This is a genomic window from Salmonella sp. SAL04196, assembly GCF_046550835.1.
GTDB classification, from domain to species: Bacteria; Pseudomonadota; Gammaproteobacteria; order Enterobacterales; family Enterobacteriaceae; genus Salmonella; species Salmonella enterica.
The window spans coordinates 258038-281126 of record NZ_JBGDXE010000002.1 but is presented as its reverse complement, the minus strand read 5'-3'; the positions used below and the strand labels follow the sequence as shown (position 1 = coordinate 281126).

Genomic DNA, 23089 nt, shown 5'->3' with positions numbered 1-23089 from the left:
AAACGTTCATAACGATGAACTGCGCCTCTAGCGTAACTGAGAATGGTTCCAGTGAACACATGTTAGCTAAAATAAATTCGCAAAATTAAATTTTCTTTCTTATTCAAGAAGTTAATTACAAAAACTCAACTAACACGCGTTCATATTTATCAAAGACATTTAAAATCAATCACATAAAATTGCGTCTGGTTGGGATAGATTTCAGCAATGACCCGTTTCAGCTCATCAAGCGACATATTTTCCTGTTGCGCATGTTTTTCGTTCAGCGTATCCAGCGTCACAGTTGACGTTCCTGTCACTTCGATTGTGCAAAAATAGCCATCATCTTCGAACCGTCCCACGCGTAGCACATCGCCTGCTTTAAAGTGGGACTCGGAGGCATCACGAATAGTGATGGTTTTACGCCCTGCCAGAATGTCATTCTGGAAACGTTGAAAGAAAGTAATGTCGTTTGGCTGCATGTGGTTATCCCCCTGAATATGGCCTCTTGAAGTGAATGCTACGATCTGAATATGTTCCTGCCCCGACACGCGAGCATCCTGGAATTTTGCGTACGCTTTACATGTCATTTGGTGCAGAATGAATGATAACAGACTAAATAAATTGAGATTATGCAACAATGAGAAAACTCACCTTGCCAAAAGATTTTTTATGGGGCGGCGCGGTTGCTGCACACCAGGTTGAAGGCGGCTGGAATAAAGGCGGTAAAGGCCCCAGCATCTGCGACGTGCTAACCGGCGGCGCACACGGCGTGCCACGCGAAATTACCCAGAATGTCGTTGCTGGCAAATACTATCCGAACCACGAGGCGGTGGATTTTTACGGACATTACAAAGAAGACATCCGTCTTTTCGCCGAAATGGGGTTCAAATGCTTCCGTACCTCTATTGCCTGGACGCGTATCTTCCCGAATGGCGACGAATCCCAGCCAAACGAGGCCGGTCTGAAATTCTACGACGACATGTTTGATGAATTGCTCAAATACAACATCGAACCGGTCATCACCCTTTCCCACTTTGAAATGCCGTTACATCTGGTCCAGCACTACGGCGGCTGGACCAATCGTAAAGTCGTTGATTTCTTTGTCCGTTTTGCTGAAGTCGTGTTTGAACGCTACAAGCATAAGGTCAAATACTGGATGACCTTCAACGAAATTAACAACCAGCGAAACTGGCGCGCGCCGCTGTTTGGCTACTGCTGTTCCGGCGTGGTGTATACCGAGCATGAGAATCCAGAAGAAACCATGTATCAGGTCTTACATCATCAGTTTGTCGCCAGCGCCCTGGCGGTGAAAGCGGCACGTCGTATTAATCCACAGATGAAAGTTGGCTGTATGCTGGCGATGGTCGCGCTGTATCCCTTCTCCTGCAAACCAGAAGATGTGATGTTTGCTCAGGAATCGATGCGTGAACGCTACGTCTTTACCGATGTACAGCTGCGCGGCTATTACCCGTCCTATGTGTTGAACGAGTGGGAGCGCCGCGGATTTAACATCAAAATAGAAGATGGCGATCTTGAAGTGCTGCGCGAAGGCACCTGCGATTATCTTGGTTTCAGTTATTACATGACCAACGCGGTCAAAGCCGAAGGCGGTAGCGGCGATGCGATTTCCGGTTTTGAAGGCAGCGTACCGAACCCCTATGTTAAAGCATCTGACTGGGGCTGGCAGATTGACCCGGTGGGCCTGCGTTATTCATTGTGTGAACTGTACGAACGCTATCAAAAGCCGCTGTTTATTGTCGAAAACGGTTTTGGTGCTTACGACAAAGTAGAAGAAGATGGCAGCATCAACGACGACTATCGCATTGACTACCTGCGCGCCCATATTGAAGAGATGAAAAAAGCGGTGACTTACGATGGTGTCGACCTGATGGGCTACACGCCGTGGGGCTGCATCGACTGCGTGTCGTTCACCACCGGGCAGTACAGCAAGCGCTACGGCTTTATCTACGTGAACAAGCACGATGACGGTACGGGCGATATGTCGCGTTCGCGTAAGAAAAGCTTCAACTGGTACAAAGAGGTGATTGCCAGCAACGGCGAGAAGCTTTAACTCCTGCACGTTACCCGCCAGTCGGCGGGTAACACTTTGAACGAGTCTTACCAGGTCTTACCTATTTTAAATTCCCAGCGTACATCTTCCATTTTGGTTGGCGACTTCGCTTCCTGCATTACCGGGAAGAAGGCTCCGGCACCAAACCATAACTTCAGTGAATCGACAGCAATATTAAATGATGGACCAACAACCCATTCGGTAGTTCCAGAATGGTTATTAACTACGCTGCCATTAGACAGTTTTTTCGTTCCAGAGGCATTATTGCTGTAGGCACTTTCCAGACCAAGATCCAGCGGTAAATCGCTAAACATATACCGCACCTGGGTATTCCACTGGAATTCGTTACCTCGTTTCACGTCCTGGTTACCGCGCTCAAATGGTCCCTGATAGACAAAACCCATATCCCCTTTAATGTTAGGAGTAAATAATTTTGTTAAAGTGAGTGTTACTCTTCCTCCCCAGGCGCTATTCCCAGGCAAATGATTATCTCCATCTTGCCCGGTGGGTAGTAATAATGCCCCGCCTACCGTAACCCAAAACGGATCACCTCTTCGCTGGCTTATTAAAGCATAATTGACCCCCACCGATTGGTCGCCCATTCCCTCTATGTACTCAGGAGACAGATTGTCTCGTTTGTTATTGATATAGGAACCCACAGTTGATAATTCCAGTCTGTCGGTCAAACCGTAACGAATCTTCAATAACCATATCTGGGAGTAAACATCCGGGCTTCCGTGCCCCTCGATTTGATGATCTTTATCGCGAAATGAGCTATTCACGGCGGTTAATAACTTTCCTTCCGGCAATACTGAACCACCAGAAATAGCGGTATTAACTGGTGCACCTAATAGATTACTGGGATTATTTTCTCCGTTAGCTGCCATTGCATTCATTAATAGAAAATATGTTATTAATGGCAGAAATATAAATCGTTTCATTATTCCCTCCAGGTATAAAAAACAAAGCGCTAAGTTAATAAATATTTACGTTATTTATGCTTATTTTTAATTTATAATTTAAATTAATAACTTGATGAATTTAATATACGGAAATTTTTGTAACTATATTGAGAGGTAAATAACGATTCCGGAGAGAAACTATTTGTAACTACATGTAAATACACCGTGTTATTTTGATTAAATAACAGCAAGGTAAAAATGATGCACAATGAATCATTAGACTCTAAAAAAGCGGTAATTGAATTCTGGCTAATACACTGATACAAACGCCAGGTTGCCTGACAGGAGCCAACGATTTACTGTAATATATTGAATTAGTAACACTTTGTAGCCTGAATAAGGCACTCACACTGCATCCGACATCAACAAAGCGCACTTTATTAACAAGCTGAAAAGGCGCCGAAGCGCCTTTAGAAGACAGTCGAATCAGTAAATTACTGGTAGTCGCTAATCGGTACGCAGGAGCAGAACAGGTTACGGTCGCCATAAACATCATCCAGACGTTTCACCGTCGGCCAGTATTTGTCTGCCACGCCTGCCGGGAATACGGCAACTTCACGGCTGTACGGATGCGCCCACTCGGCGACCAGTTCGTTCTGAATGTGCGGCGCGTTCACCAGCGGGTTATCTTCCAGCGGCCAGACACCGGCTTTCACCTGGTCAATCTCTGCGCGGATAGCCAGCATCGCATCGATAAAGCGATCCAGCTCGGCCTTACCTTCAGATTCCGTCGGCTCTACCATCAGCGTGCCCGCCACCGGGAACGACATGGTTGGCGCATGGAAACCGTAGTCGATCAGACGCTTGGCAATATCCAGCTCGCTGATGCCGGTTTCTTCTTTCAATGGGCGAATATCAAGAATACATTCGTGCGCCACACAGCCATCGCGACCGGTATACAGTACCGGATAGGCATCTTTCAGACGGCTGGCAATGTAGTTAGCGTTAAGAATCGCGACCTGGCTTGCCTGCTTCAGGCCTTCTGCACCCATCATGCGGATGTACATCCAGCTGATTGGCAGGATAGAGGCACTACCGAACGGCGCCGCAGACACCGCGCCCTGACGGGTTAACATGCCTTCGATTTGCACCACGCTATGACCCGGTACGAACGGTGCCAGATGCGCTTTCACGCCGATCGGTCCCATGCCTGGGCCGCCGCCGCCGTGCGGAATGCAGAAAGTTTTATGCAAATTGAGGTGCGAAACGTCTGCGCCAATAAAGCCCGGTGAGGTGATGCCGACCTGGGCGTTCATGTTCGCGCCGTCAAGGTAAACCTGACCGCCGAACTGGTGCACAACTTCACACACTTCACGGATCGTTTCTTCATAGACGCCGTGGGTGGACGGATAGGTCACCATGATGCAAGAGAGGTTCGCAGCATGTTGTTCTGCTTTTGCTCGCAGATCGTCCAGGTCGATGTTGCCGTTCTTATCACACGCCACAACCACCACCTGCATTCCTGCCATATGTGCAGAAGCAGGGTTAGTGCCGTGAGCAGAGGCCGGAATCAGGCAGATATCGCGATGCCCTTCGTTGCGGCTTTCGTGATAGTGACGAATCGCCAGCAGCCCCGCGTATTCCCCCTGTGCGCCGGAGTTAGGCTGCATACAGACGGCGTCGTACCCGGTGAGTTTCACCAGCCAGTCAGAAAGCTGGCTAATCATCTGATGATATCCTTCGGCCTGTTCCGGCGGGCAGAACGGGTGCAGTTCAGCGAATTCCGGCCAGGTGATAGGAATCATCTCGGCGGCGGCGTTCAGCTTCATGGTGCAGGAACCCAGCGGGATCATCGCCTGATTCAGCGCCAGATCTTTACGCTCCAGCGAGTGCATGTAGCGCATCATCTCGGTTTCGCTGTGGTAACGGTTAAATACCGGATGCGTCAGAATCGCATCGTCACGCAGCATACTTTGCTGAATGGAACGGCTATCAAGCGCCACGTCTTTATCCAGTGTTTCAATGTTCAGACCGTGGCTGGCGCCCAGCAAAACATTGAACAACTGCGCCACATTCTCACGGGTGGTGGTTTCATCGAGCGTAATACCAACCGCGTTATGAATATCGCTGCGCAGATTGATCTCCGCCGCTTCCGCACGCGCCAGTACCGCAGCTTTATCAGCCACTTCCACACACAGCGTGTCAAAGTAATGCGCATGACGCAGCTTTAAGCCTTTCTGCTGCAGACCTGCCGCCAGAATATCGGTCAGGCGGTGGATACGATTAGCGATGCGCTTCAGACCGACCGGACCATGATAAACGGCATACAGACTGGCGATGTTAGCCAGCAGTACCTGCGAGGTACAAATGTTGGAGTTCGCTTTCTCACGGCGGATATGCTGCTCGCGAGTCTGCATCGCCATGCGCAGTGCGGTATTGCCCGCCGCATCTTTCGATACGCCGATAATACGGCCTGGCATGGAGCGTTTGAATTCGTCTTTAGCGGCGAAGAATGCCGCGTGTGGGCCGCCGTAACCCATCGGTACGCCGAAGCGTTGCGCAGAGCCGAAAACAATATCCGCGCCCTGTTTGCCCGGTGCAGTCAGCAGTACCAGCGCCATAAAGTCGGCAGCGACACTGACCACAACTTTACGGGATTTCAGCTCGGCAATCAGTTTGCTGTAGTCGTGCACTTCACCGGTGGTGCCAACCTGCTGCAACAGCACGCCAAACACATCCTGGTGATCCAGTGCTTTCGCCGCGTCATCAACAATGACGTCAAAGCCAAAGGTTTCGGCGCGAGTACGCACGACGTCCAGAGTTTGCGGATGGATATCAGAGGCGACAAAGAACCGGTTGGCATTTTTCAGTTTGCTGACGCGCTTTGCCATCGCCATCGCTTCAGCGGCGGCGGTCGCTTCATCCAGCAGCGAGGCGGAAGCCATGTCCAGCCCCGTCAGGTCCAGCGTCACCTGTTGGAAGTTGAGCAGCGCTTCCAGACGCCCCTGAGAGACTTCCGGCTGATAAGGGGTGTAGGCGGTATACCAGCCTGGATTTTCCAGCATGTTGCGCAGGATAACCGGCGGTAGCTGCACGGCTGTGTAGCCCATGCCAATGTAGGACGTGAAGCGCTTGTTACGCCCGGCGATGGCTTTTAATTCCGCCAGTGCGGCATATTCGGTTGCCGCCTCGCCAACCTGCGGCGGAGTCGCGAGCTGAATGTCTTTCGGCACAATCTGACCTGTCAGCGCGTTTAACGACTCGGCGCCAACCGCATTCAGCATCTCTTGCTGCTGCGCGGCGTCCGGTCCGATGTGGCGTTCAATGAAAGCGCCGCGGTTTTCAAGCTGGCTTAACGTCTGTGTCATGGGCGATGGTTCCTGAAACGTGCAGTGAATCGTAGGTGTCTCTAACTCAATTGCCCGGTGGCGCTGACGCTTACCGGGCCTACGCGTGCGAAAACGAATACGCAAAATCATTCGCGTTGCAGTGAGTAGGCCGGATAAGCATTAGCGCCATCCGGCACAACATTATTCGTCTTCTAACAATGCCTCATACGCGGTGGCATCCAGCAGCGATTCAAGTTCGCTTTCATCGCTGGCTTTGATTTTAAAGATCCAGCCACCGGCATACGGTTCGCTGTTCACCAGCTCCGGGGAGTCGCTCAGCGCATCGTTTACCGCCACGATCTCGCCGCTTACCGGCGCATAAATGTCGGACGCCGCTTTTACGGACTCCGCCACGGCGCAGTCGTCGCCCGCGCTTACGGTCGCGCCGACTTCCGGCAGATCAACAAAAACCATATCGCCCAACAGCTCCTGAGCGTGTTCAGTAATGCCAACGGTGTAAGTGCCATCCGCTTCTTTACGCAGCCATTCGTGTTCTTTGCTGTATTTCAGTTCTGCGGGTACGTTGCTCATCAATTAATCTCCAAAAAAGGATGAATCACGCGACGGCTTTGCCGTTACGCACAAAAACAGGTTTAGTCACTTTTACCGGCATTTCACGGTTACGAATTTGTACAATCGCCGTCTCGCCGATGCCCGCCGGAACGCGCGCCAGCGCAATGCTGTAGCCCAACGTTGGGGAAAACGTCCCGCTGGTGATAATGCCTTCTTGCTGATTGCCCTGCGCATCGGTAAAACGCACCGGCAGTTCATTACGCAATACGCCTTTCTCGGTCATCACCAGACCGACAAGCTGCTCATGGCCTTTTTCACGCTGCATCTCCAGCGCCTCACGGCCAATAAAGTCGCGGTCAGCAGGTTCCCAGGCGATAGTCCATCCCATATTAGCCGCCAGCGGAGAGATACCTTCATCCATCTCCTGACCGTACAGGTTCATGCCTGCTTCCAGACGCAGCGTGTCGCGCGCGCCAAGACCGCACGGCTTCACGCCCGCCTCCACCAGCGCACGCCAGAAATCCGCCGCTTTTTCATTCGGCATGGCGATTTCATAGCCCGCTTCGCCGGTATAACCGGTGGTGGCGATAAACAAATCACCCGCCTGTACGCCGAAGAACGGCTTCATACCTTCTACTGCATGGCGCTGTTGGTCAGTAAACAGAGTCGCCGCTTTTTCCTGCGCATTCGGCCCCTGTACCGCAATCAGCGACAGGTCGTCACGAACGGTGATGTCGATGGCATAAGGTTCAGCATGTTGGGTAATCCAGGAGAGGTCTTTTTCGCGGGTGGCGGAGTTAACAACGAGACGGAAGAAATCTTCAGTGAAGTAGTAGACGATAAGGTCATCAATCACGCCGCCCGATGCGTTAAGCATACCGGAGTAGAGGGCTTTACCCGTCTTCGTTAGCTTCGCGACGTCGTTTGCCAGCAGATAACGTAGAAACTCTCGTGTACGGCTACCATGAAGATCGACAATGGTCATATGCGATACATCAAACATCCCGGCATCGGTGCGCACAGCGTGGTGTTCATCAAGCTGAGAGCCGTAATGCAGGGGCATCATCCAGCCATGAAAATCGACCATGCGGGCGCCGCATAGCGTGTGTTGTTCGTACAAAGGCGTCTGTTGGGCCATCTTTTCCTCGTTGAATTAGCGGGGGCTAACAACCATTTTCATGGGAAATCTTCGCCACGAAACCTGGCATCGACGCCCTTTTTCCTGCGCCGACGCAAACGTTCTCTTGCTCCTGAACTTACCACCGAACCAGGCGCTAAACCATAAGGCTGAATTTACCATCACATTAGCTTATGACTAAAAAACGCTAAAATCCCATCAGCACAAAAAACCACTATTACGCTAAATACTCGTCATAAAAAGGAAGCTGATACGATTTACCACAACATAAATTAATATTAAATGCGGAAAAAATGTCGAAAATCGCGTTCGCCAAAAATAGTGGCATTAGAAAATATAATGCGAAATAAGCGGTGAAATTAGATTATTTCAAACGAGGAAAGCCCCCCGGCGCGATAGCCGGGAAAGCAAAGTGTGACGGGTTTCAAACTCTTGCTGGCGTGCAGTCAGACGCTTAACGAAGCCATTGCGGAAGGTCGTTTAGCCCCATCGCCTGGCGAAGCAGTTGGGGTTTGACGCCGGGGAGCGTATCCGCCAGTTTCAGTCCGATGTCGCGCAACAATTTTTTTGCCGGGTTTTCGCCGGCAAACAGGTCACGAAAACCTTGCATCCCGGCAAGCATCATCGCCGCACTATGTTTACGGCTACGCTCATAACGACGAAGATAAAGATGTTGGCCAATGTCTTTGCCCTGGCGCTGAAGCCGGCGCAGATCGTCCACCAGTTCAGCCGCGTCCATAAAGCCGAGGTTGACGCCTTGCCCTGCCAGCGGATGGATGGTGTGCGCGGCATCGCCGACCAACGCCAGACGATGCGCGGCAAACTGGCGAGCATAGCGGCCCGTCAGCGGAAAAACCTGCCGTTCGCTTTCCAGGCGGCATAAGCCCAGCCGATTATCGAAGGCGATAGTCAACGCCTGGTTAAACGCCTCGTCGCCGCTCTGTTGCATACGCTCCGCATCCTGCGGAGAAAGCGACCAGACAATGGAACACAGATGCGGATCGCTTAACGGCAAAAATGCCAGAATACCTTCACCATGAAACACCTGGCGAGCAACCGCGCCGTGCGGCTCTTCGGTGCGGATAGTCGCTACCAGCGCATGGTGACGGTAGTCCCAGAAAGTTAAGGGGATATCCGCTTTGTTACGCAGCCAGGAGTTGGCGCCATCCGCGGCAATCACCAGACGCGCGGTTAACATCGCGCCGTCTTTTAAAGTCAGGAAGGCGTCGTTTTCCCCCCAGGCGACCTGCTGTAATTCCGCTGGCGCCATTAAGGTGATATCCGCCGCTTGCTGCGCTTTTTGCCACAGTGCATAGTGAATGACGCTGTTTTCAACAATATGCCCCAGATGGCTATATCCCATGCTTGCGTCATCAAACGTAATACGGCCAAAGCTGTCTTTATCCCAGACTTCCATACCGTGGTAGCAACTTGCCCGTCGTGCCACAATGTTTGACCATACGCCAAGACGGGTAAGCAGTTTTTCGCTGGCGGCATTAATCGCCGACACCCGAAGCTGAGGCGGCGCATCGTTCGCCAACGGCTGGGGGACAACGTGATCCAGTACCGCAACGCGCAAGCCGCTCCCCTGCAAGCCGCAGGCGACAGCCAGTCCCACCATACCTCCGCCAACTATTGCTACATCAACACTTTGCACTATTTACTCCTGGAAACCGGAACAATCAAAACCGTAGGCCGGATAAGGCGAAACTGCCATCCGGTATTTTTACGAACACGATGCCGGATGGCGGCGTAAATGCCTTATCCGGCCTACAGATCGGCTTAACGCGCAACCCAACCTAAGGTCCGCTGTGCCAGCGCATCACGCGCAGGCGGTAATAATTCCATCGCCATTAAACCGATATTGCGCCCAATAACCAGCGGCGCCCAACGATTTGCAAACAAATGGACCAGACCGTTCGTTACGCCAATCGTCGTATCCCGGTCAACCTGACGACGCTGCTGATAGCGCGATAACACGTGCCAGGCGCCAATATCCTCGCCCGCGTCCTGTGCCGCGACCAGCGTTTCCGCCAGGCTCATGACATCGCGCAGACCGAGATTAAACCCTTGTCCGGCGATAGGATGCAACGTCTGCGCCGCATTGCCGACCACGACAGTCCGGTGAGTAAACACTTTCGCCGCCGTAGTAAGGGCAAGCGGATACGCGCTGCGCTTACCCGCCTGAGTAATTCGCCCCAGCCGCCAGCCGAACGCGGCCTGCAACGCATGACAGAACTGCGCGTCGGACCAGCTCAGCACCTCATCGCGCTGGTCGAGCGGGTGACACCAAACCAGCGAACATCGGCCATGCGACATCGGCAACATCGCCAGCGGGCCATTGGGGGTAAAACGTTCAAAGGCGCGTCCCTGGTGCGGGATAGCGGTCGCGACATTCGCTATCACCGCTAACTGTTCGTAAGGCTCCTGACGCCAGTCAACGCCGCAGGCTGACGCCAGCGCGGAGTGGGTACCGTTAGCCGCCACCAGCACGCTGCCAGCTATCACATTGCCATTTTCCAGTGTGACGTTAACCTGCTGTTGGGTACGCGACACGCTGGCTACGCGCTCCGGGCAGTGCAGCGTAACGCCTGGCGCTTTACGCAAGAGCGCAAACAGACGCAGCCCGATATCATGCAGCTCCGCAACGTGACCCAACGCTGCCAGACTGTAGTCCTGCGCGTCGAGAGTCACAAATCCGGCATGGCCGCGATCGCTGACGTGTACGGTGTTGATTGCCGTTGCGCAATCGGAAATCGCCTGCCAGACGCCAATTCGCGCCAGTTGCTGGCAAGTGCCCGCCGCCAGCGCAATCGCTCTGGCGTCAAAGCCGGGATGGCCGTCGGCTTCAGGCGCTTTCGCTTCAATCAGGTGTACCGGCAACGTCCCATGACTGAACTGAGAGATGGCCAGCGCCAGCGTCGCGCCTGCCATGCCGCCGCCAACGATAATGACGCTCATTGCTGCCGCGCCGCCGCCATTAATGCCTCAATGTCATCCGCCTTCTTCACAACGCCAGCGGTCAGGTTTTCATTACCGGTTTCGGTAATGACAATGTCATCTTCAATTCGAACGCCAATGCCGCGATACGCTTCCGGCACGTCGGCATCCGGCGCGATATAGAGGCCTGGCTCTACGGTCAGCACCATGCCCGGCTCCAGGATGCGGGAGCGATCCGGCCCATAAACGCCGACATCATGAACATCCAGCCCCAGCCAGTGGCTCAAGCCATGCATAAAGAAAGGACGATGCGCATTTTCGGCAATCAGTTGATCAACCTCTCCTTGCAAAATCCCCAGCTTCACCAGCCCGGTTATCATGATGCGCACGACTTCGCCGGTCACCTCCTGAATAGAGGTGCCAGGACGGAACAGTCGCAGGCTGGTCTCCAGCGATTCCAGAACGATGTCATAAATTTCACGCTGAGCTGGCGTGAATTTCCCGTTCACCGGGAAAGTACGCGTGATGTCGCCCGCGTAACCTTTATATTCACAGCCCGCGTCGATAAGCACTAAATCGCCGTCGCGCATTTCACTTTCGTTTTCAGTGTAATGCAGGATACAGCCATTTTCGCCGCTGCCGACAATGGTGTTATAGGAGGGATAGCGCGCGCCGTGGCGATTAAATTCGTGGTGAATTTCACCCTCCAACTGATACTCAAACATCCCCGGACGGCATTTTTCCATCGCGCGGATATGCGCCAGCGCGCTAATTTCCCCGGCACGGCGCAGGACAGCAATCTCTTCCGGCGATTTGAACAGGCGCATCTCATGGACGATCGGTCGCCAGTCAGTCATGGTGGCCGGCGCGGTCAGATTCTGGCGGGAGCCTTTACGCAGCTTCTCCAGCGCAGCCAGAACAATCTCGTCGGCATACGCATATTCGCCCTGCGCGTGGTACACCACATCCAGACCATTAAGCAACTGAAAGAGTTGCTGGTTGATTTCGCTAAACGCCAGCGCCCGGTCAACACCCAGTTTTTCCGGCGCGGCATCCTGTCCTAAACGGCGACCAAACCAGATTTCCGCCGTCAGGTCGCGAACGCGGTTGAACAAAACGCTGTGGTTGTGGGTGTCATCACTCTTAATCAGTACCAGCACGGCTTCCGGTTCGTTAAAACCGGTGAAATACCAGAAGTCGCTACTCTGGCGATACGGATATTCACTGTCTGCGCTGCGCGTCGCCTCCGGCGCGGCAAAGATCAGCGCGGCGCTGCCGGGCTGCATTTGCGCCAGTAATGCCTGGCGACGGCGTTGGTATTCCTGCTGAGTCATGACATGGCCTCCATTTCGTTTTTTCTTAGTGTAGCGTCGGTTTACGCACTTCCGGCGCGGTCGGCTGTTGGCGCGTGAAAGTGTCATGACATAACAGCGCCGCAACACGGACATATTCGATGATCTCTTCGAGCGACATCTCCAGCTCTTCCTGATCTTCGCTCTCATCATAACCAAGCTGCGCAATATTACGCAGGTCGTCAATCGCTTCACCCGTTTCGCCGGTGACTTTATCAAGTTTAGGCTGCGTTACGCCGAGGCCAAGCAAAAAGTGGTTAACCCACCCGGCTAATGCATCAGCGCGATCGAATACGCTGACATCGTCGCCTTCAGGCAGATAAAGCTGAAAAAGAAAGCCGTCGTCTTCCAGCGCGTCGCTGGTCGCCGCGTGCATTTTGCGCAGCGCCTGAGCAAGCTCATGCCCGAAGGCCAGACCTTCGTTCGTCAGGTCGTGCAACAGCGGCTGCCATGAGCTGTCGTTGTTGCCGCCGCAAATCATCCCGCTGATTAAACCATGCATTTCAGCCGGGGTCAGACCGGCCCCTTGTTGATTCAAAAACCGGTTCATTTCGTTGTAACCAGGCATTTCGTTCTGTATAGACATAAGCATTCGTCATCAAAGGGAGGATATTCATGATATGCTACCACTTTGGACCCTGGTGAACCAGAAAAGGGCTTGTATCTTCACACCAGGGTAGCTATAGTGTCGCCCCTTCGCGGACCTTGGGTCTGGAGACGAAGGCAGCGCAGTCAATCAGCAGGAAGGTGGCATGTCTGCACAACCCGTCGATATCCAAATATTTGGCCGTTCACTGCGAGTGAATTGCCCGCCTGACCAAAGGGATGCGTTGAATCAGGCTGCGGACGATCTGAATCAGCGGTTGCAAGATCTGAAAGTTCGCACTAGAGTCACAAATACTGAGCAGTTGGTTTTCATTGCCGCATTGAATATCAGCTATGAGTTAACTCAGGAAAAAGCGAAGACCCGCGATTACGCGGCGAGCATGGAACAACGTATTCGGATGCTACAACAGACCATCGAACAGGCGTTGCTTGATCAAGGTCGCATAACCGAAAAAACGGGCCAAAACTTTGAATAACACTTTTCGCTTTACTATGGTAAAGTGATTGTGAAAACAGAATTTCTCTGAGATGTTTGCAAGCGGGCCAGTCCCCTGAGCCGATATTTCATACCACAAGAATGTGGCGCTCCGCGGTTGGTGAGCATGCTCGGTTCGTCCGAGAAGCCTTAAAACTGTGACGACACATTCACCTTGAACCAAGGGTTCAAGGGTTACAGCCTGCGGCGGCATCTCGGAGATTCCCCTTCTGACTGGCGACAGCCATGACGCAACTTCCCGAACTCTCTTTATCACGACAAGAAATCCGCCGAATGATTCGGCAACGTCGCCGTGCGCTAACGCCAGAGCAGCAACGCCGCTTTGGTCAACAGGCCGCCGCCCGAATGCTCAGCTTTCCTCCCGTCGTGATGGCGCACACTGTCGCCGTGTTTCTCTCCTTTGATGGCGAACTCGACACCCAGCCGCTGATAGAACAGCTATGGCAAGCGGGCAAGCGCGTCTACCTTCCGGTTCTTCATCCCTTCAGCCCTGGCAACCTCCTGTTCCTGCACTATCATCCGCAGAGTGCGCTGGTGACCAACCGCTTAAAGATCCGGGAGCCACGGCTTGATGTCCGCGACGTATTGCCGCTGGCAAAGCTGGATGTGCTGGTAACGCCGTTAGTGGCGTTTGACGAAGGCGGGCAGCGCCTGGGGATGGGCGGCGGATTTTATGACCGTACGTTGCAAAACTGGCAGCAGCATAAGATTCTACCTGTGGGCTACGCGCATGATTGCCAGTTAGTAGAAAAACTGCCGGTTGAAGAGTGGGATATCCCGCTGCCTGCGGTGGTGACGCCGTCCAAAATTTGGGAGTGGTAGCCGTGTTTTGTCGATTGACAGCGTCGCTTTTTTGACCTAAATTTCTCGGTGAAGGGTGAGGGAGGCGAACCTCCCTCCTGCGTACTCACTGTTAATATGCTGGGCAAGCGATGATTAACAGGATCAGCAGCATGATGACGTATCTCATCATCGTCCCTTTCCTTTTTAGAGCCCCTGCCTCGGTAGGGGCTTTCCCGTTTCAGCGCTATGCTGAGCCCTTATCGTAAATTCCTTTTATTGCTGTACAACACGCAACGCTGCCTTTAATTACCAATTGCGGCAAGGCTCGAAAACAGAATGTATGCGTTACACGAAGAGATGTTGAGGCAGGGAAACCAGAGAAAGGATGGGCAGGTCATCTCCTGCCCATTTAGAGGAAATTAGTACAGCAGACGGGCGCGAATGGTGCCCGGAATCGCCTTCATCGCCAGCAGCGCTTTCTCCGCCACATCGCCATCGGCTTCTATATCAATTACCACATACCCCATTCGGGCGGAGGTTTGCAGATACTGCGCGGCAATGTTAACGCCCTGCTCGGCAAAGATCTGGTTAAGCGCGGTCAATACACCTGGGCGGTTTTCGTGGATGTGCATCAGGCGACGACCACCGTGCAGCGGCAGCGACACTTCCGGGAAGTTCACGGCGGAAAGCGTCGAGCCGTTATCCGAATACTTAATCAGTTTTCCTGCGACTTCCAGACCGATGTTTTCTTGCGCCTCCTGCGTCGAGCCGCCGATATGCGGCGTCAGGATCACGTTATCGAATTCGCACAGCGGAGAGGTAAACGGATCGCTATTAGTGGCCGGTTCCGTCGGGAAGACGTCGATAGCCGCCCCCGCCAGATGTTTCGTCGCCAGCGCATCGCACAAAGCCGGGATATCCACTACCGTACCGCGCGCGGCGTTAATCAGCAGCGAACCCGGCTTCATCAGGGCAATCTCTTTAGCACCCATCATGTTTTTGGTGGAGGCGTTTTCAGGTACGTGCAGACTGACCACATCGCTCATATTCAGCAATTCAGACAGGTGCTGCACCTGAGTTGCGTTACCAAGCGGCAGTTTATTTTCAATATCATAGAAATAGACATGCATCCCCAGCGATTCCGCCAGAATGCCCAACTGCGTTCCGATATGGCCGTAACCGATAATGCCAAGCTTTTTACCGCGCGCTTCGAACGATCCCGCCGCCAGTTTATTCCATACGCCGCGGTGCGCTTTGGCGTTCGCTTCCGGCACGCCGCGCAGCAGCAGCAATAGCTCGCCAATCACCAGCTCCGCCACGGAACGGGTATTCGAGAATGGCGCGTTAAAGACCGGAATGCCGCGTTTTGCCGCCGCATTTAAATCCACCTGGTTGGTGCCGATGCAAAAGCAGCCAATCGCCACCAGCTTCTCTGCGGCGTTAATCACTTCTTCTGTCAGATGAGTACGGGATCGCAGACCGATGAAGTGGGCATCGCGGATGGACGCTTTCAACTGTTCAGCGTCCAGCGCGCCCTTGTGATATTCAATGTTGGTGTAACCTGCCGCACGAAGGCTTTCCAGCGCCTTTTGATGCACCCCTTCAACCAGCAGAAATTTAATTTTATCTTTCTCCAGCGATACCTTTGCCATTTCCCCGATCCTGTCTTTTTTTGCCATCTGATGTTGTGTGTGGATTTGCATCCGTCCTTCAACATATCAAAAAAAATTATCACGGCAATATGAACGTTTGCGCCAGCGTCGTGAAGGAATCGCATACAGCGGGAAATAGCAGATGAAAATACCGGGAATAACTTTTTCTTTGGAGGGATCGGCAGGGCAAACGATTAAACGTGATACATGTCACCAAATTTGCCCTGACCGAATTTTTTACGCGGCAGGAAATACGCCTGGCGGGATCATTTTACGATGGTTTTCACCCCGTCCGGCGTGCCGATCAGTGCGACATCGGCGCCACGGTTGGCGAACAACCCTACGGTCACGACGCCCGGAATCGCGTTAATGGCGTTTTCCAGCGCGATGGGATCAAGGATTTCCATCCCATAAACATCCAGAATCACGTTGCCGTTATCCGTGACCACGTTCTGACGGTACTCCGGACGCCCGCCCAGCTTCACCAGTTGACGAGCGACCGCGCTGCGCGCCATCGGAATCACTTCGACCGGCAACGGGAATTTGCCAAGAATATCCACCTGTTTAGAGGCATCCGCAATACAGATAAATTTCTCCGCCACGGAAGCAATAATTTTCTCACGGGTTAATGCCGCGCCGCCGCCTTTGATCATCTGCATATGACCGTTGATTTCGTCCGCGCCATCGACATAGATACCCAGGCTATCCACTTCGTTGAGATCAAACACATGAATACCGAGGCCTTTGAGTTTTTCAGTCGAGGCGTCCGAGCTGGAGACCGCGCCTTCAATCTGGCCTTTCATTGTGCCCAGCGCATCAATAAAGTGTGCGGCCGTTGAGCCTGTACCAACGCCCACAATGGTGCCGGGCTGTACATACTGAAGTGCCGCCCATCCTACCGCTTTTTTCAGTTCATCCTGCGTCATAGATCGTTTCGCCTGTGGTGTGAAAATACAGCCGCATTATAGAACATTGTCGGGAAAAATCTCCGTGTCCGTACACAGGCTACGGATTTCATCTGTACCGACGGCAAATTTATGTCATAGTGCGGAAAAAAATAACAGGAGCATGACACAACAATGAAACGTCCGGACTACAGAACACTACAGGCGCTGGATGCCGTTATACGTGAACGAGGATTCGAGCGCGCCGCCCAGAAGCTGTGCATCACACAATCCGCCGTCTCACAGCGCATAAAACAGCTTGAGAATATGTTCGGACAACCGTTGTTGGTGCGTACCGTTCCTCCTCGCCCCACGGAGCAAGGGCAAAAATTACTGGCTCTGCTGCGTCAGGTTGAACTGCTGGAAGAAGAGTGGCTGGGCGATGAACAAACCGGCTCTACACCGCTGCTGCTGTCGCTGGCGGTTAACGCCGATAGTCTGGCGACCTGGCTGCTTCCGGCGCTGGCGCCGGTGCTGGCGGACTCCCCTATCCGTCTCAATTTACAGGTGGAAGATGAAACGCGCACGCAAGAACGTCTGCGGCGCGGCGAGGTGGTGGGCGCGGTGAGTATTCAGCATCAGGCGCTGCCCAGCTGCCTGGTAGACAAACTGGGCGCACTCGACTATCTGTTTGTCGCGTCAAAGCCGTTTGCCGAGCGCTATTTCCCCAATGGCGTTACCCGGTCGTCGCTGCTGAAAGCGCCCGCCGTCGCGTTCGACCATCTGGATGATATGCATCAGGCCTTTTTGCAACAGAATTTCGATCTACCGCCCGGCAGCGTGCCGTGCCATATCGTTAATTCATCCGAAGCGTTTGTACAGCTTGCGCGTCAGGGCACGACCTGCTGCATGATCCCTCACCTGCAGATTGAGAAAGAGCTGGAAAGCGGCGAGTTGATCAACTTAACGCCTGGTTTGCTACAGCGCCGGATGCTTTACTGGCACCGCTTTGCCCCGGAAAGCCGGATGATGCGCAAAGTGACCGACGCGCTACTGGAGTACGGGCACAAGGTGCTGCGTCAGGATTAGCCTCTCTATGAATGCCGGATGGCGGCGTGAACGTCTTATCCGGCCTGCATAACCCATTATTCTCCCGCCACTTCTTTGAAATTCATCACAAAATCATTGCGTTCAGGCGGCAAAAACCGAGAACACCGGGAGAAAACGCGGCCTGGAAGCGCCCAGGCCGGGCGAGATTACTGCGTGCTGGCGGCCGTTGTCGACGTCTGCCCTGTTCCAGGTTCAAGCTGGAATACCACATCGACCTGATCGTCGAACTGAATGGTCGGCTGCTCGTAAGTTTCCTGCGCGGATACCGGCGCAGCATCTGCGGCTTTCATCATTCGCACCACCGGACTCGGCTGATAATTAGAGACATGGTAACGAACGCTGTAAACCGGCCCCAATTTGCTGTTAAAACCGGCTGCCAGCGCTTGCGCCTGATGAATCGCGTCATCAATGGCGGCTTTGCGGGCCTTGTCTTTATAGGCGTCCGGTTGCGCCACGCCCAGCGATACCGAACGAATCTCGTTCAGACCCGCCTTCAGCGCGCCGTCCAGCAGCGAATTGAGTTTATCTAACTGACGCAGCGTCACTTCAACGGTTCGCACCGCGCGATACCCTTTCAGAATGCTTTTACCGTTTTGGTAATCATAATCCGGCTGCGTGCGCAGATTCGCCGCGCTAATGTCTTTTTTCGCAATCTGATTTTGCTCAAGGAAGGAAAGATATTGCGCCACGCGCTCATCGGCCTGCTTCTTCGCCGTCGCCGCATCCTTCGCCGCGACGTTCACTTCAATCGCTAAGGTGGCGATATCAGGCACAGCATCGACGCTTGCCGTACCGGAAGTCACGATGTGCGGGCCTTCCGGCAATTCGCTTGCCTGCGCCGACATTGCACTTAAACCCACTAATGCCGCCAGGGCCATCACTTTGAACTTCACAGTCTCTCCTCCATATTGCAGTCATTGCCCTGATATACAGGGCGCATGCAGGCAAGCTTAGCGGATATCGGCCTGTTGTCCATCAGACAACGCTTAGTTGAAAAGCGCGTGCATATGCGCGACGCCTTCCCGCGCCAGTTGGAAGGCGATAAGCCACATCACCACCCCAACCAGAATGTTGATAATGCGTTGAGCTTTCGCCGTACGCAGTCGAGGCGCAAGCCAGGCCGCCAGTAGCGCTAACCCAAAAAACCATAAGAACGACGCGCTAATCGTGCCGAGAGCAAACCAGCGCTTTGGCTCCATAGCCAGTTGCCCGCCGAGACTGCCCAACACGACAAACGTATCCAGATAAACGTGCGGATTCAGCCACGTTACCGCCAGCATCGTAGCAATAATTTTCCAGCGCCCCTGCTTCATCACCTCGGCGCTGGCCAGCTCCAGATTACTGCTCATTGCCGTTTTCAGCGCGCCAAAACCGTACCATAACAAGAACGCGACCCCGCCCCATGTGACCAGCGCCAGCAGCCACGGCGACTGCATCAGCAACGCGCTGCCGCCAAAAATACCGGCGCTGATCAGGACTAAATCACTTAACGCGCAAAGCAGCGCTATCATGAGGTGGTACTGGCGACGAATTCCCTGATTCATCACAAACGCATTTTGCGGGCCAAGCGGAAGGATCATGGCGGCGCCAAGGGCAAGCCCTTGAAAATAATAAGATATCACGTTAACTACCCTGAGCTGTTTTTCTTAAAGGCAGACTATAGCGCGGGAATATTATTAGCGGAAATTGATAATTTTAATCACTAATAAGAAAAGCTAATGAAGAGACTGAATAACGGATGGCGGCTACGCTTATCCGCTCAATAACCAGAGAATACTGGAGGCGGATAAGCGCAGCGCCGGCAGGCAGCGCGGGAGAAAAATTACTCCGCGGCGTTATCTTTCACACGTTTAAAATTGACGTCCATCTGCGGGTACGGGAAGCTAATACCAGCGGCGTCGAATTCACGTTTAATACGTTCCAGCACGTCCCAGTAGACATTTTGCAGGTCGCTGCTTTTACTCCAGACACGCACCACAAAATTAATTGATGAGGCGCCCAGCTCATTCAAACGTACCGTCATTTCGCGATCTTTTAAAATACGATCGTCGGACTCGATAATCGTCGTTAGCAGCTGTTTCACCTGATCGATATCCGAATCGTAGGCCACCCCAATAATGAATTCGTTACGGCGAACCGGCTCACGAGAATAGTTGATGATATTTCCCGCGATAATTTTGCCATTCGGAATCACAATAATTTTGCCGTCTACCGCGCGCATTGTCGTGGAAAAGATTTGCACGTTCAGTACCGTACCGGCAACGCCGCCCAAATCGACATACTCACCGGCGCGGAACGGACGGAACATAACCAGCAATACCCCAGCCGCAAGGTTAGAGAGCGATCCCTGTAATGCCAGGCCAACGGCTAAACCGGCGGCGCCCAGTACGGCAATAACCGAGGCGGTTTGAACCCCCACGCGACCCAGAGCCGCAATCAGCGTAAAAGCGATAACCCCATAGCGCACCAGCGCAGAAAGAAAGTCGGCCACTGTCGCATCAATATGACGCGCACGCATCAGACGATTTACCGTATTGGAGATCACGCGCGCTACAATCAAGCCGATGATGATAATAGCGATAGCCGCAACAATATTCACAGCATAGCTGAGCAATAACGCCTGGTTGCGTACCAGCCAGGTGCCCGCACCATTTATGCTGTCGACAACATTCAAATCTTCCATTCAATATTCCTTGGTCATAGCAAAACAAGCAAATGAGATCATTCTCACGAAAAGAACTTTTTAAAGGTAAACAAAAACAGAGGAATATGCCATTTTTCGGCATCATCCCAAAAAAGGCAGGTACACTGTGAGTTGGCCGGATGAAAGCGTTAACGCCGCTCTCCGGAAATAACGATAAAAAAATGGCTTCCCGAGGGAAGCCATTTTAATCAACAGACTACATTACAGAACGTCAATCGCGTTCAGTTCTTTAAATGCTTTTTCCAGACGAGCGATCATCGAAGTCTGGCCAGCACGCAGCCATACGCGCGGGTCATAGTATTTCTTGTTCGGCTGATCTTCGCCTTTCGGGTTGCCCAGCTGGCCTTGTAGATACGCTTCGTTTTCTTTGTAGTAGTTCAGAACACCTTCCCAGGTTGCCCATTGGGTATCGGTATCGATGTTCATTTTCACTACGCCGTAGCTTACGGAGTCTTTGATTTCCTGAGCAGTAGAACCGGAACCGCCGTGGAAAACGAAGTTCAGGCTGTTGTGCGGCAGGTTGTGTTTCTTAGAAACATAGTCCTGAGAATCACGCAGAATGGTCGGGGTCAGAACCACGTTACCCGGCTTGTAAACGCCGTGTACGTTACCGAAGGAAGCGGCAATGGTGAAACGCGGGCTGATTTTGCTCAGCTCAGTGTACGCGTAATCAACGTCTTCCGGCTGGGTGTACAGGGCAGAAGCGTCCATGTGGCTGTTGTCCACGCCGTCTTCTTCGCCACCGGTGCAACCCAGTTCGATTTCCAGAGTCATGCCAATTTTGGACATGCGCGCCAGGTATTTGGAGCAGATTTCGATGTTTTCGTGCAGAGACTCTTCAGACAGGTCAATCATGTGAGAAGAGAACAGCGGTTTACCGGTCGCTGCGAAGTGTTTTTCACCCGCGTCCAGCAGACCGTCGATCCACGGCAGCAGTTTCTTGGCGCAGTGGTCAGTGTGCAGGATAACCGGAACACCGTAGTGCTCAGCCATCTGGTGAACGTGATGCGCGCCAGAGATAGCGCCCAGGATTGCCGCGCCCTGAGGTACGTCAGTTTTCACGCCTTTACCCGCGATGAAGGAAGCGCCGCCGTTGGAGAACTGAACGATGACCGGCGCTTTAACTTTTGCAGCGGTTTCCAGAACAGCGTTGATGGAATCAGTGCCCACGCAGTTAACTGCCGGCAGAGCAAAATTGTTTTCTTTTGCTACCTGGAACACTTTCTGTACGTCATCACCAGTGATCACGCCTGGTTTTACGAAATCAAAAATTTTAGACATGTTTCGTTGTCCTGTATCGTCGGGCTTTGGGAAAAAACACGGGCCGCCCTGAATGTCAGATCGGCAATAAATCAACGGGCAGGAATCCCTGCCCGTAACGATTACTTCTTAGCGCGCTCTTCGAGCATCGCTACGGCTGGCAGAACTTTACCTTCCACGAATTCGAGGAATGCGCCGCCGCCAGTAGAAATGTAGGAAATTTTGTCAGCAATGCCGAACAGGTCGATTGCCGCCAGGGTGTCGCCGCCGCCAGCGATGGAAAACGCTTCGCTATCAGCGATGGCATTCGCCACGATTTCAGTCCCTTTACGGAAGTTCGGGAACTCAAACACGCCAACCGGGCCGTTCCACAGAATGGTTTTGGCATTCTTGAGGATTTCAGCCAGCTGCTGAGCGGAAGCATCGCCGATATCCAGGATCTGCTCGTCTTCTTTCACGTCGTTAACGGATTTCAGAGTCGCCGGTGCGGTTTCGGAGAACTCGGTGGCAACGCGAACATCGGTCGGAACCGGGATATCGCAAGTGGTCAGCAGACGTTTTGCTTCGTCAACCAGGTCAGCTTCGTACAGGGATTTACCGACACTGTGGCCCTGAGCGGCAACGAAGGTGTTGGCAATACCACCGCCGACAATCAGCTGGTCAGCGATTTTAGACAGGGAATCCAGAACGGTCAGTTTGGTAGATACTTTAGAACCACCAACGATAGCCACCATCGGACGAGCCGGTTCTTTCAGCGCTTTACCCAGCGCATCCAGTTCAGCGGCCAGCAGCGGGCCTGCGCACGCGACGTCAGCAAATTTGCCGATACCGTGGGTAGAAGCCTGCGCGCGGTGCGCAGTACCAAAGGCGTCCATCACGAATACGTCACACAGGGCGGCATATTTTTTAGACAGCGCTTCGTCGTCTTTCTTTTCGCCTTTGTTAAAGCGAACGTTTTCCAGAACCACCAGCTCACCTTCGGCCACGTCAACGCCGTCCAGGTAATCTTTAACCAGGCGAACCGGGTTAGACAGTTTGTCTTTCAGGTAGTTAACAACCGGCAGCAGAGAGAATTCTTCGTTGTACTCGCCTTCGGTAGGACGACCCAGGTGGGAAGTTACCATCACTTTCGCGCCCTGTTTCAGAGCCAGTTCGATGGTCGGCAGAGAGGCGCGGATACGCGCGTCGCTGGTCACTTTCCCTTCTTTAACAGGTACGTTCAGATCCGCACGGATAAAAACGCGTTTCCCGGCCAGATCCAGATCGGTCATCTTAATTACAGACATGGTGAATCCTCTCAATGATGC

Annotated in this window: 20 protein-coding genes and 1 other RNA gene; 5 read left to right on the top strand and 16 right to left on the bottom strand. The window is 53.1% G+C overall.

Going from position 1 to position 23089, the window contains the following annotated elements; all coding sequences use genetic code 11:
• Positions 1-149 precede the first annotated feature (149 nt).
• Positions 150-461, bottom strand: a complete 312-nt coding sequence (gene yqfB / locus ACLJPE_RS10890) for a N(4)-acetylcytidine aminohydrolase (protein WP_001182976.1) — start codon at positions 459-461, stop codon at positions 150-152.
• Positions 462-619: 158 nt separating this feature from the next.
• On the opposite strand from yqfB, the gene bglA reads away from it, so the two are divergent.
• Entirely contained in the window at positions 620-2053 is a 1434-nt protein-coding gene (gene bglA, locus ACLJPE_RS10885; protein ID WP_001230152.1) for a 6-phospho-beta-glucosidase BglA, read from the top strand.
• A 47-nt stretch (positions 2054-2100) separates the two neighbouring features.
• On the opposite strand, the gene ACLJPE_RS10880 is transcribed toward bglA, so the two are convergent.
• The 8 genes from ACLJPE_RS10880 to ACLJPE_RS10845 form a co-directional block, all read right to left on the bottom strand.
• Positions 2101-2994 carry a transporter gene (locus tag ACLJPE_RS10880; RefSeq protein ID WP_000819364.1) on the bottom strand — a complete coding sequence of 298 codons (894 nt, stop codon included), beginning with the start codon at positions 2992-2994 and terminating at the stop codon, positions 2101-2103.
• 455 nt (positions 2995-3449) lie between these two features.
• Positions 3450-6323: an aminomethyl-transferring glycine dehydrogenase gene (gene gcvP, locus ACLJPE_RS10875; protein ID WP_039512835.1), complete on the bottom strand. Its 2874-nt coding sequence runs from the start codon at positions 6321-6323 to the stop codon at positions 3450-3452.
• 162 nt (positions 6324-6485) lie between these two features.
• Positions 6486-6875 carry a glycine cleavage system protein GcvH gene (gene gcvH, locus ACLJPE_RS10870; protein ID WP_001295377.1) on the bottom strand — a complete coding sequence of 130 codons (390 nt, stop codon included), beginning with the start codon at positions 6873-6875 and terminating at the stop codon, positions 6486-6488.
• Between the two features lie 25 nt (positions 6876-6900).
• Positions 6901-7995: a glycine cleavage system aminomethyltransferase GcvT gene (gcvT, locus tag ACLJPE_RS10865; protein ID WP_000068738.1), complete on the bottom strand. Its 1095-nt coding sequence runs from the start codon at positions 7993-7995 to the stop codon at positions 6901-6903.
• Positions 7996-8449: 454 nt separating this feature from the next.
• Positions 8450-9652, bottom strand: coding sequence for an FAD-dependent 2-octaprenylphenol hydroxylase (ubiI, locus tag ACLJPE_RS10860; RefSeq protein ID WP_001192144.1), 1203 nt, complete (start codon positions 9650-9652; stop codon positions 8450-8452).
• A 125-nt stretch (positions 9653-9777) separates the two neighbouring features.
• Complete coding sequence (gene ubiH / locus ACLJPE_RS10855) at positions 9778-10956, bottom strand: 2-octaprenyl-6-methoxyphenyl hydroxylase (RefSeq protein WP_001635505.1); 1179 nt, start codon at positions 10954-10956, stop codon at positions 9778-9780.
• The gene (gene pepP, locus ACLJPE_RS10850; protein WP_000193681.1) at positions 10953-12269 is read right to left on the bottom strand and encodes a Xaa-Pro aminopeptidase; all 1317 of its coding nucleotides are present in this window, start codon (positions 12267-12269) and stop codon (positions 10953-10955) included. The genes ubiH and pepP overlap by 4 nt, the downstream gene beginning before the upstream one ends.
• Before the next feature lie 25 nt (positions 12270-12294).
• Positions 12295-12873 carry a YecA family protein gene (locus ACLJPE_RS10845; protein WP_000027236.1) on the bottom strand — a complete coding sequence of 193 codons (579 nt, stop codon included), beginning with the start codon at positions 12871-12873 and terminating at the stop codon, positions 12295-12297.
• A 166-nt stretch (positions 12874-13039) separates the two neighbouring features.
• Between ACLJPE_RS10845 and zapA the strand changes: the two genes are divergently transcribed.
• From zapA to ACLJPE_RS10830, 3 genes are all read left to right on the top strand, one after another.
• Complete coding sequence (zapA, locus tag ACLJPE_RS10840; RefSeq protein ID WP_001276011.1) at positions 13040-13369, top strand: cell division protein ZapA; 330 nt, start codon at positions 13040-13042, stop codon at positions 13367-13369.
• Positions 13370-13410: 41 nt separating this feature from the next.
• Positions 13411-13594: non-coding RNA, 6S RNA (ssrS, locus tag ACLJPE_RS10835), on the top strand.
• 20 nt (positions 13595-13614) lie between these two features.
• On the top strand, positions 13615-14211 hold the full coding sequence (locus tag ACLJPE_RS10830) for a 5-formyltetrahydrofolate cyclo-ligase (protein WP_001528060.1): 597 nt from the start codon (positions 13615-13617) through the stop codon (positions 14209-14211).
• A 380-nt stretch (positions 14212-14591) separates the two neighbouring features.
• Here the strand turns inward: ACLJPE_RS10830 and serA are convergent, their stop codons facing one another.
• The gene (serA, locus tag ACLJPE_RS10825) at positions 14592-15824 is read right to left on the bottom strand and encodes a phosphoglycerate dehydrogenase (RefSeq protein WP_001151627.1); all 1233 of its coding nucleotides are present in this window, start codon (positions 15822-15824) and stop codon (positions 14592-14594) included.
• Positions 15825-16090: 266 nt separating this feature from the next.
• Positions 16091-16750, bottom strand: coding sequence for a ribose-5-phosphate isomerase RpiA (gene rpiA, locus ACLJPE_RS10820; protein ID WP_000189741.1), 660 nt, complete (start codon positions 16748-16750; stop codon positions 16091-16093).
• 153 nt (positions 16751-16903) lie between these two features.
• Between rpiA and argP the strand changes: the two genes are divergently transcribed.
• The gene (gene argP, locus ACLJPE_RS10815; RefSeq protein WP_000828345.1) at positions 16904-17797 is read left to right on the top strand and encodes a DNA-binding transcriptional regulator ArgP; all 894 of its coding nucleotides are present in this window, start codon (positions 16904-16906) and stop codon (positions 17795-17797) included.
• A gap of 167 nt (positions 17798-17964) precedes the next feature.
• Here the strand turns inward: argP and ACLJPE_RS10810 are convergent, their stop codons facing one another.
• From ACLJPE_RS10810 to pgk, 5 genes are all read right to left on the bottom strand, one after another.
• Positions 17965-18711: an oxidative stress defense protein gene (locus ACLJPE_RS10810; RefSeq protein ID WP_000669854.1), complete on the bottom strand. Its 747-nt coding sequence runs from the start codon at positions 18709-18711 to the stop codon at positions 17965-17967.
• Between the two features lie 93 nt (positions 18712-18804).
• Positions 18805-19440, bottom strand: coding sequence for an arginine exporter ArgO (gene argO / locus ACLJPE_RS10805; RefSeq protein ID WP_000626876.1), 636 nt, complete (start codon positions 19438-19440; stop codon positions 18805-18807).
• A 200-nt stretch (positions 19441-19640) separates the two neighbouring features.
• Entirely contained in the window at positions 19641-20501 is an 861-nt protein-coding gene (locus ACLJPE_RS10800; RefSeq protein ID WP_000389833.1) for a small-conductance mechanosensitive channel MscS, read from the bottom strand.
• Positions 20502-20723: 222 nt separating this feature from the next.
• Entirely contained in the window at positions 20724-21803 is a 1080-nt protein-coding gene (gene fbaA / locus ACLJPE_RS10795; protein ID WP_000034386.1) for a class II fructose-bisphosphate aldolase, read from the bottom strand.
• A 101-nt stretch (positions 21804-21904) separates the two neighbouring features.
• Positions 21905-23068, bottom strand: a complete 1164-nt coding sequence (gene pgk / locus ACLJPE_RS10790; protein WP_000111274.1) for a phosphoglycerate kinase — start codon at positions 23066-23068, stop codon at positions 21905-21907.
• Between the last annotated feature and the right edge of the window lie 21 nt (positions 23069-23089).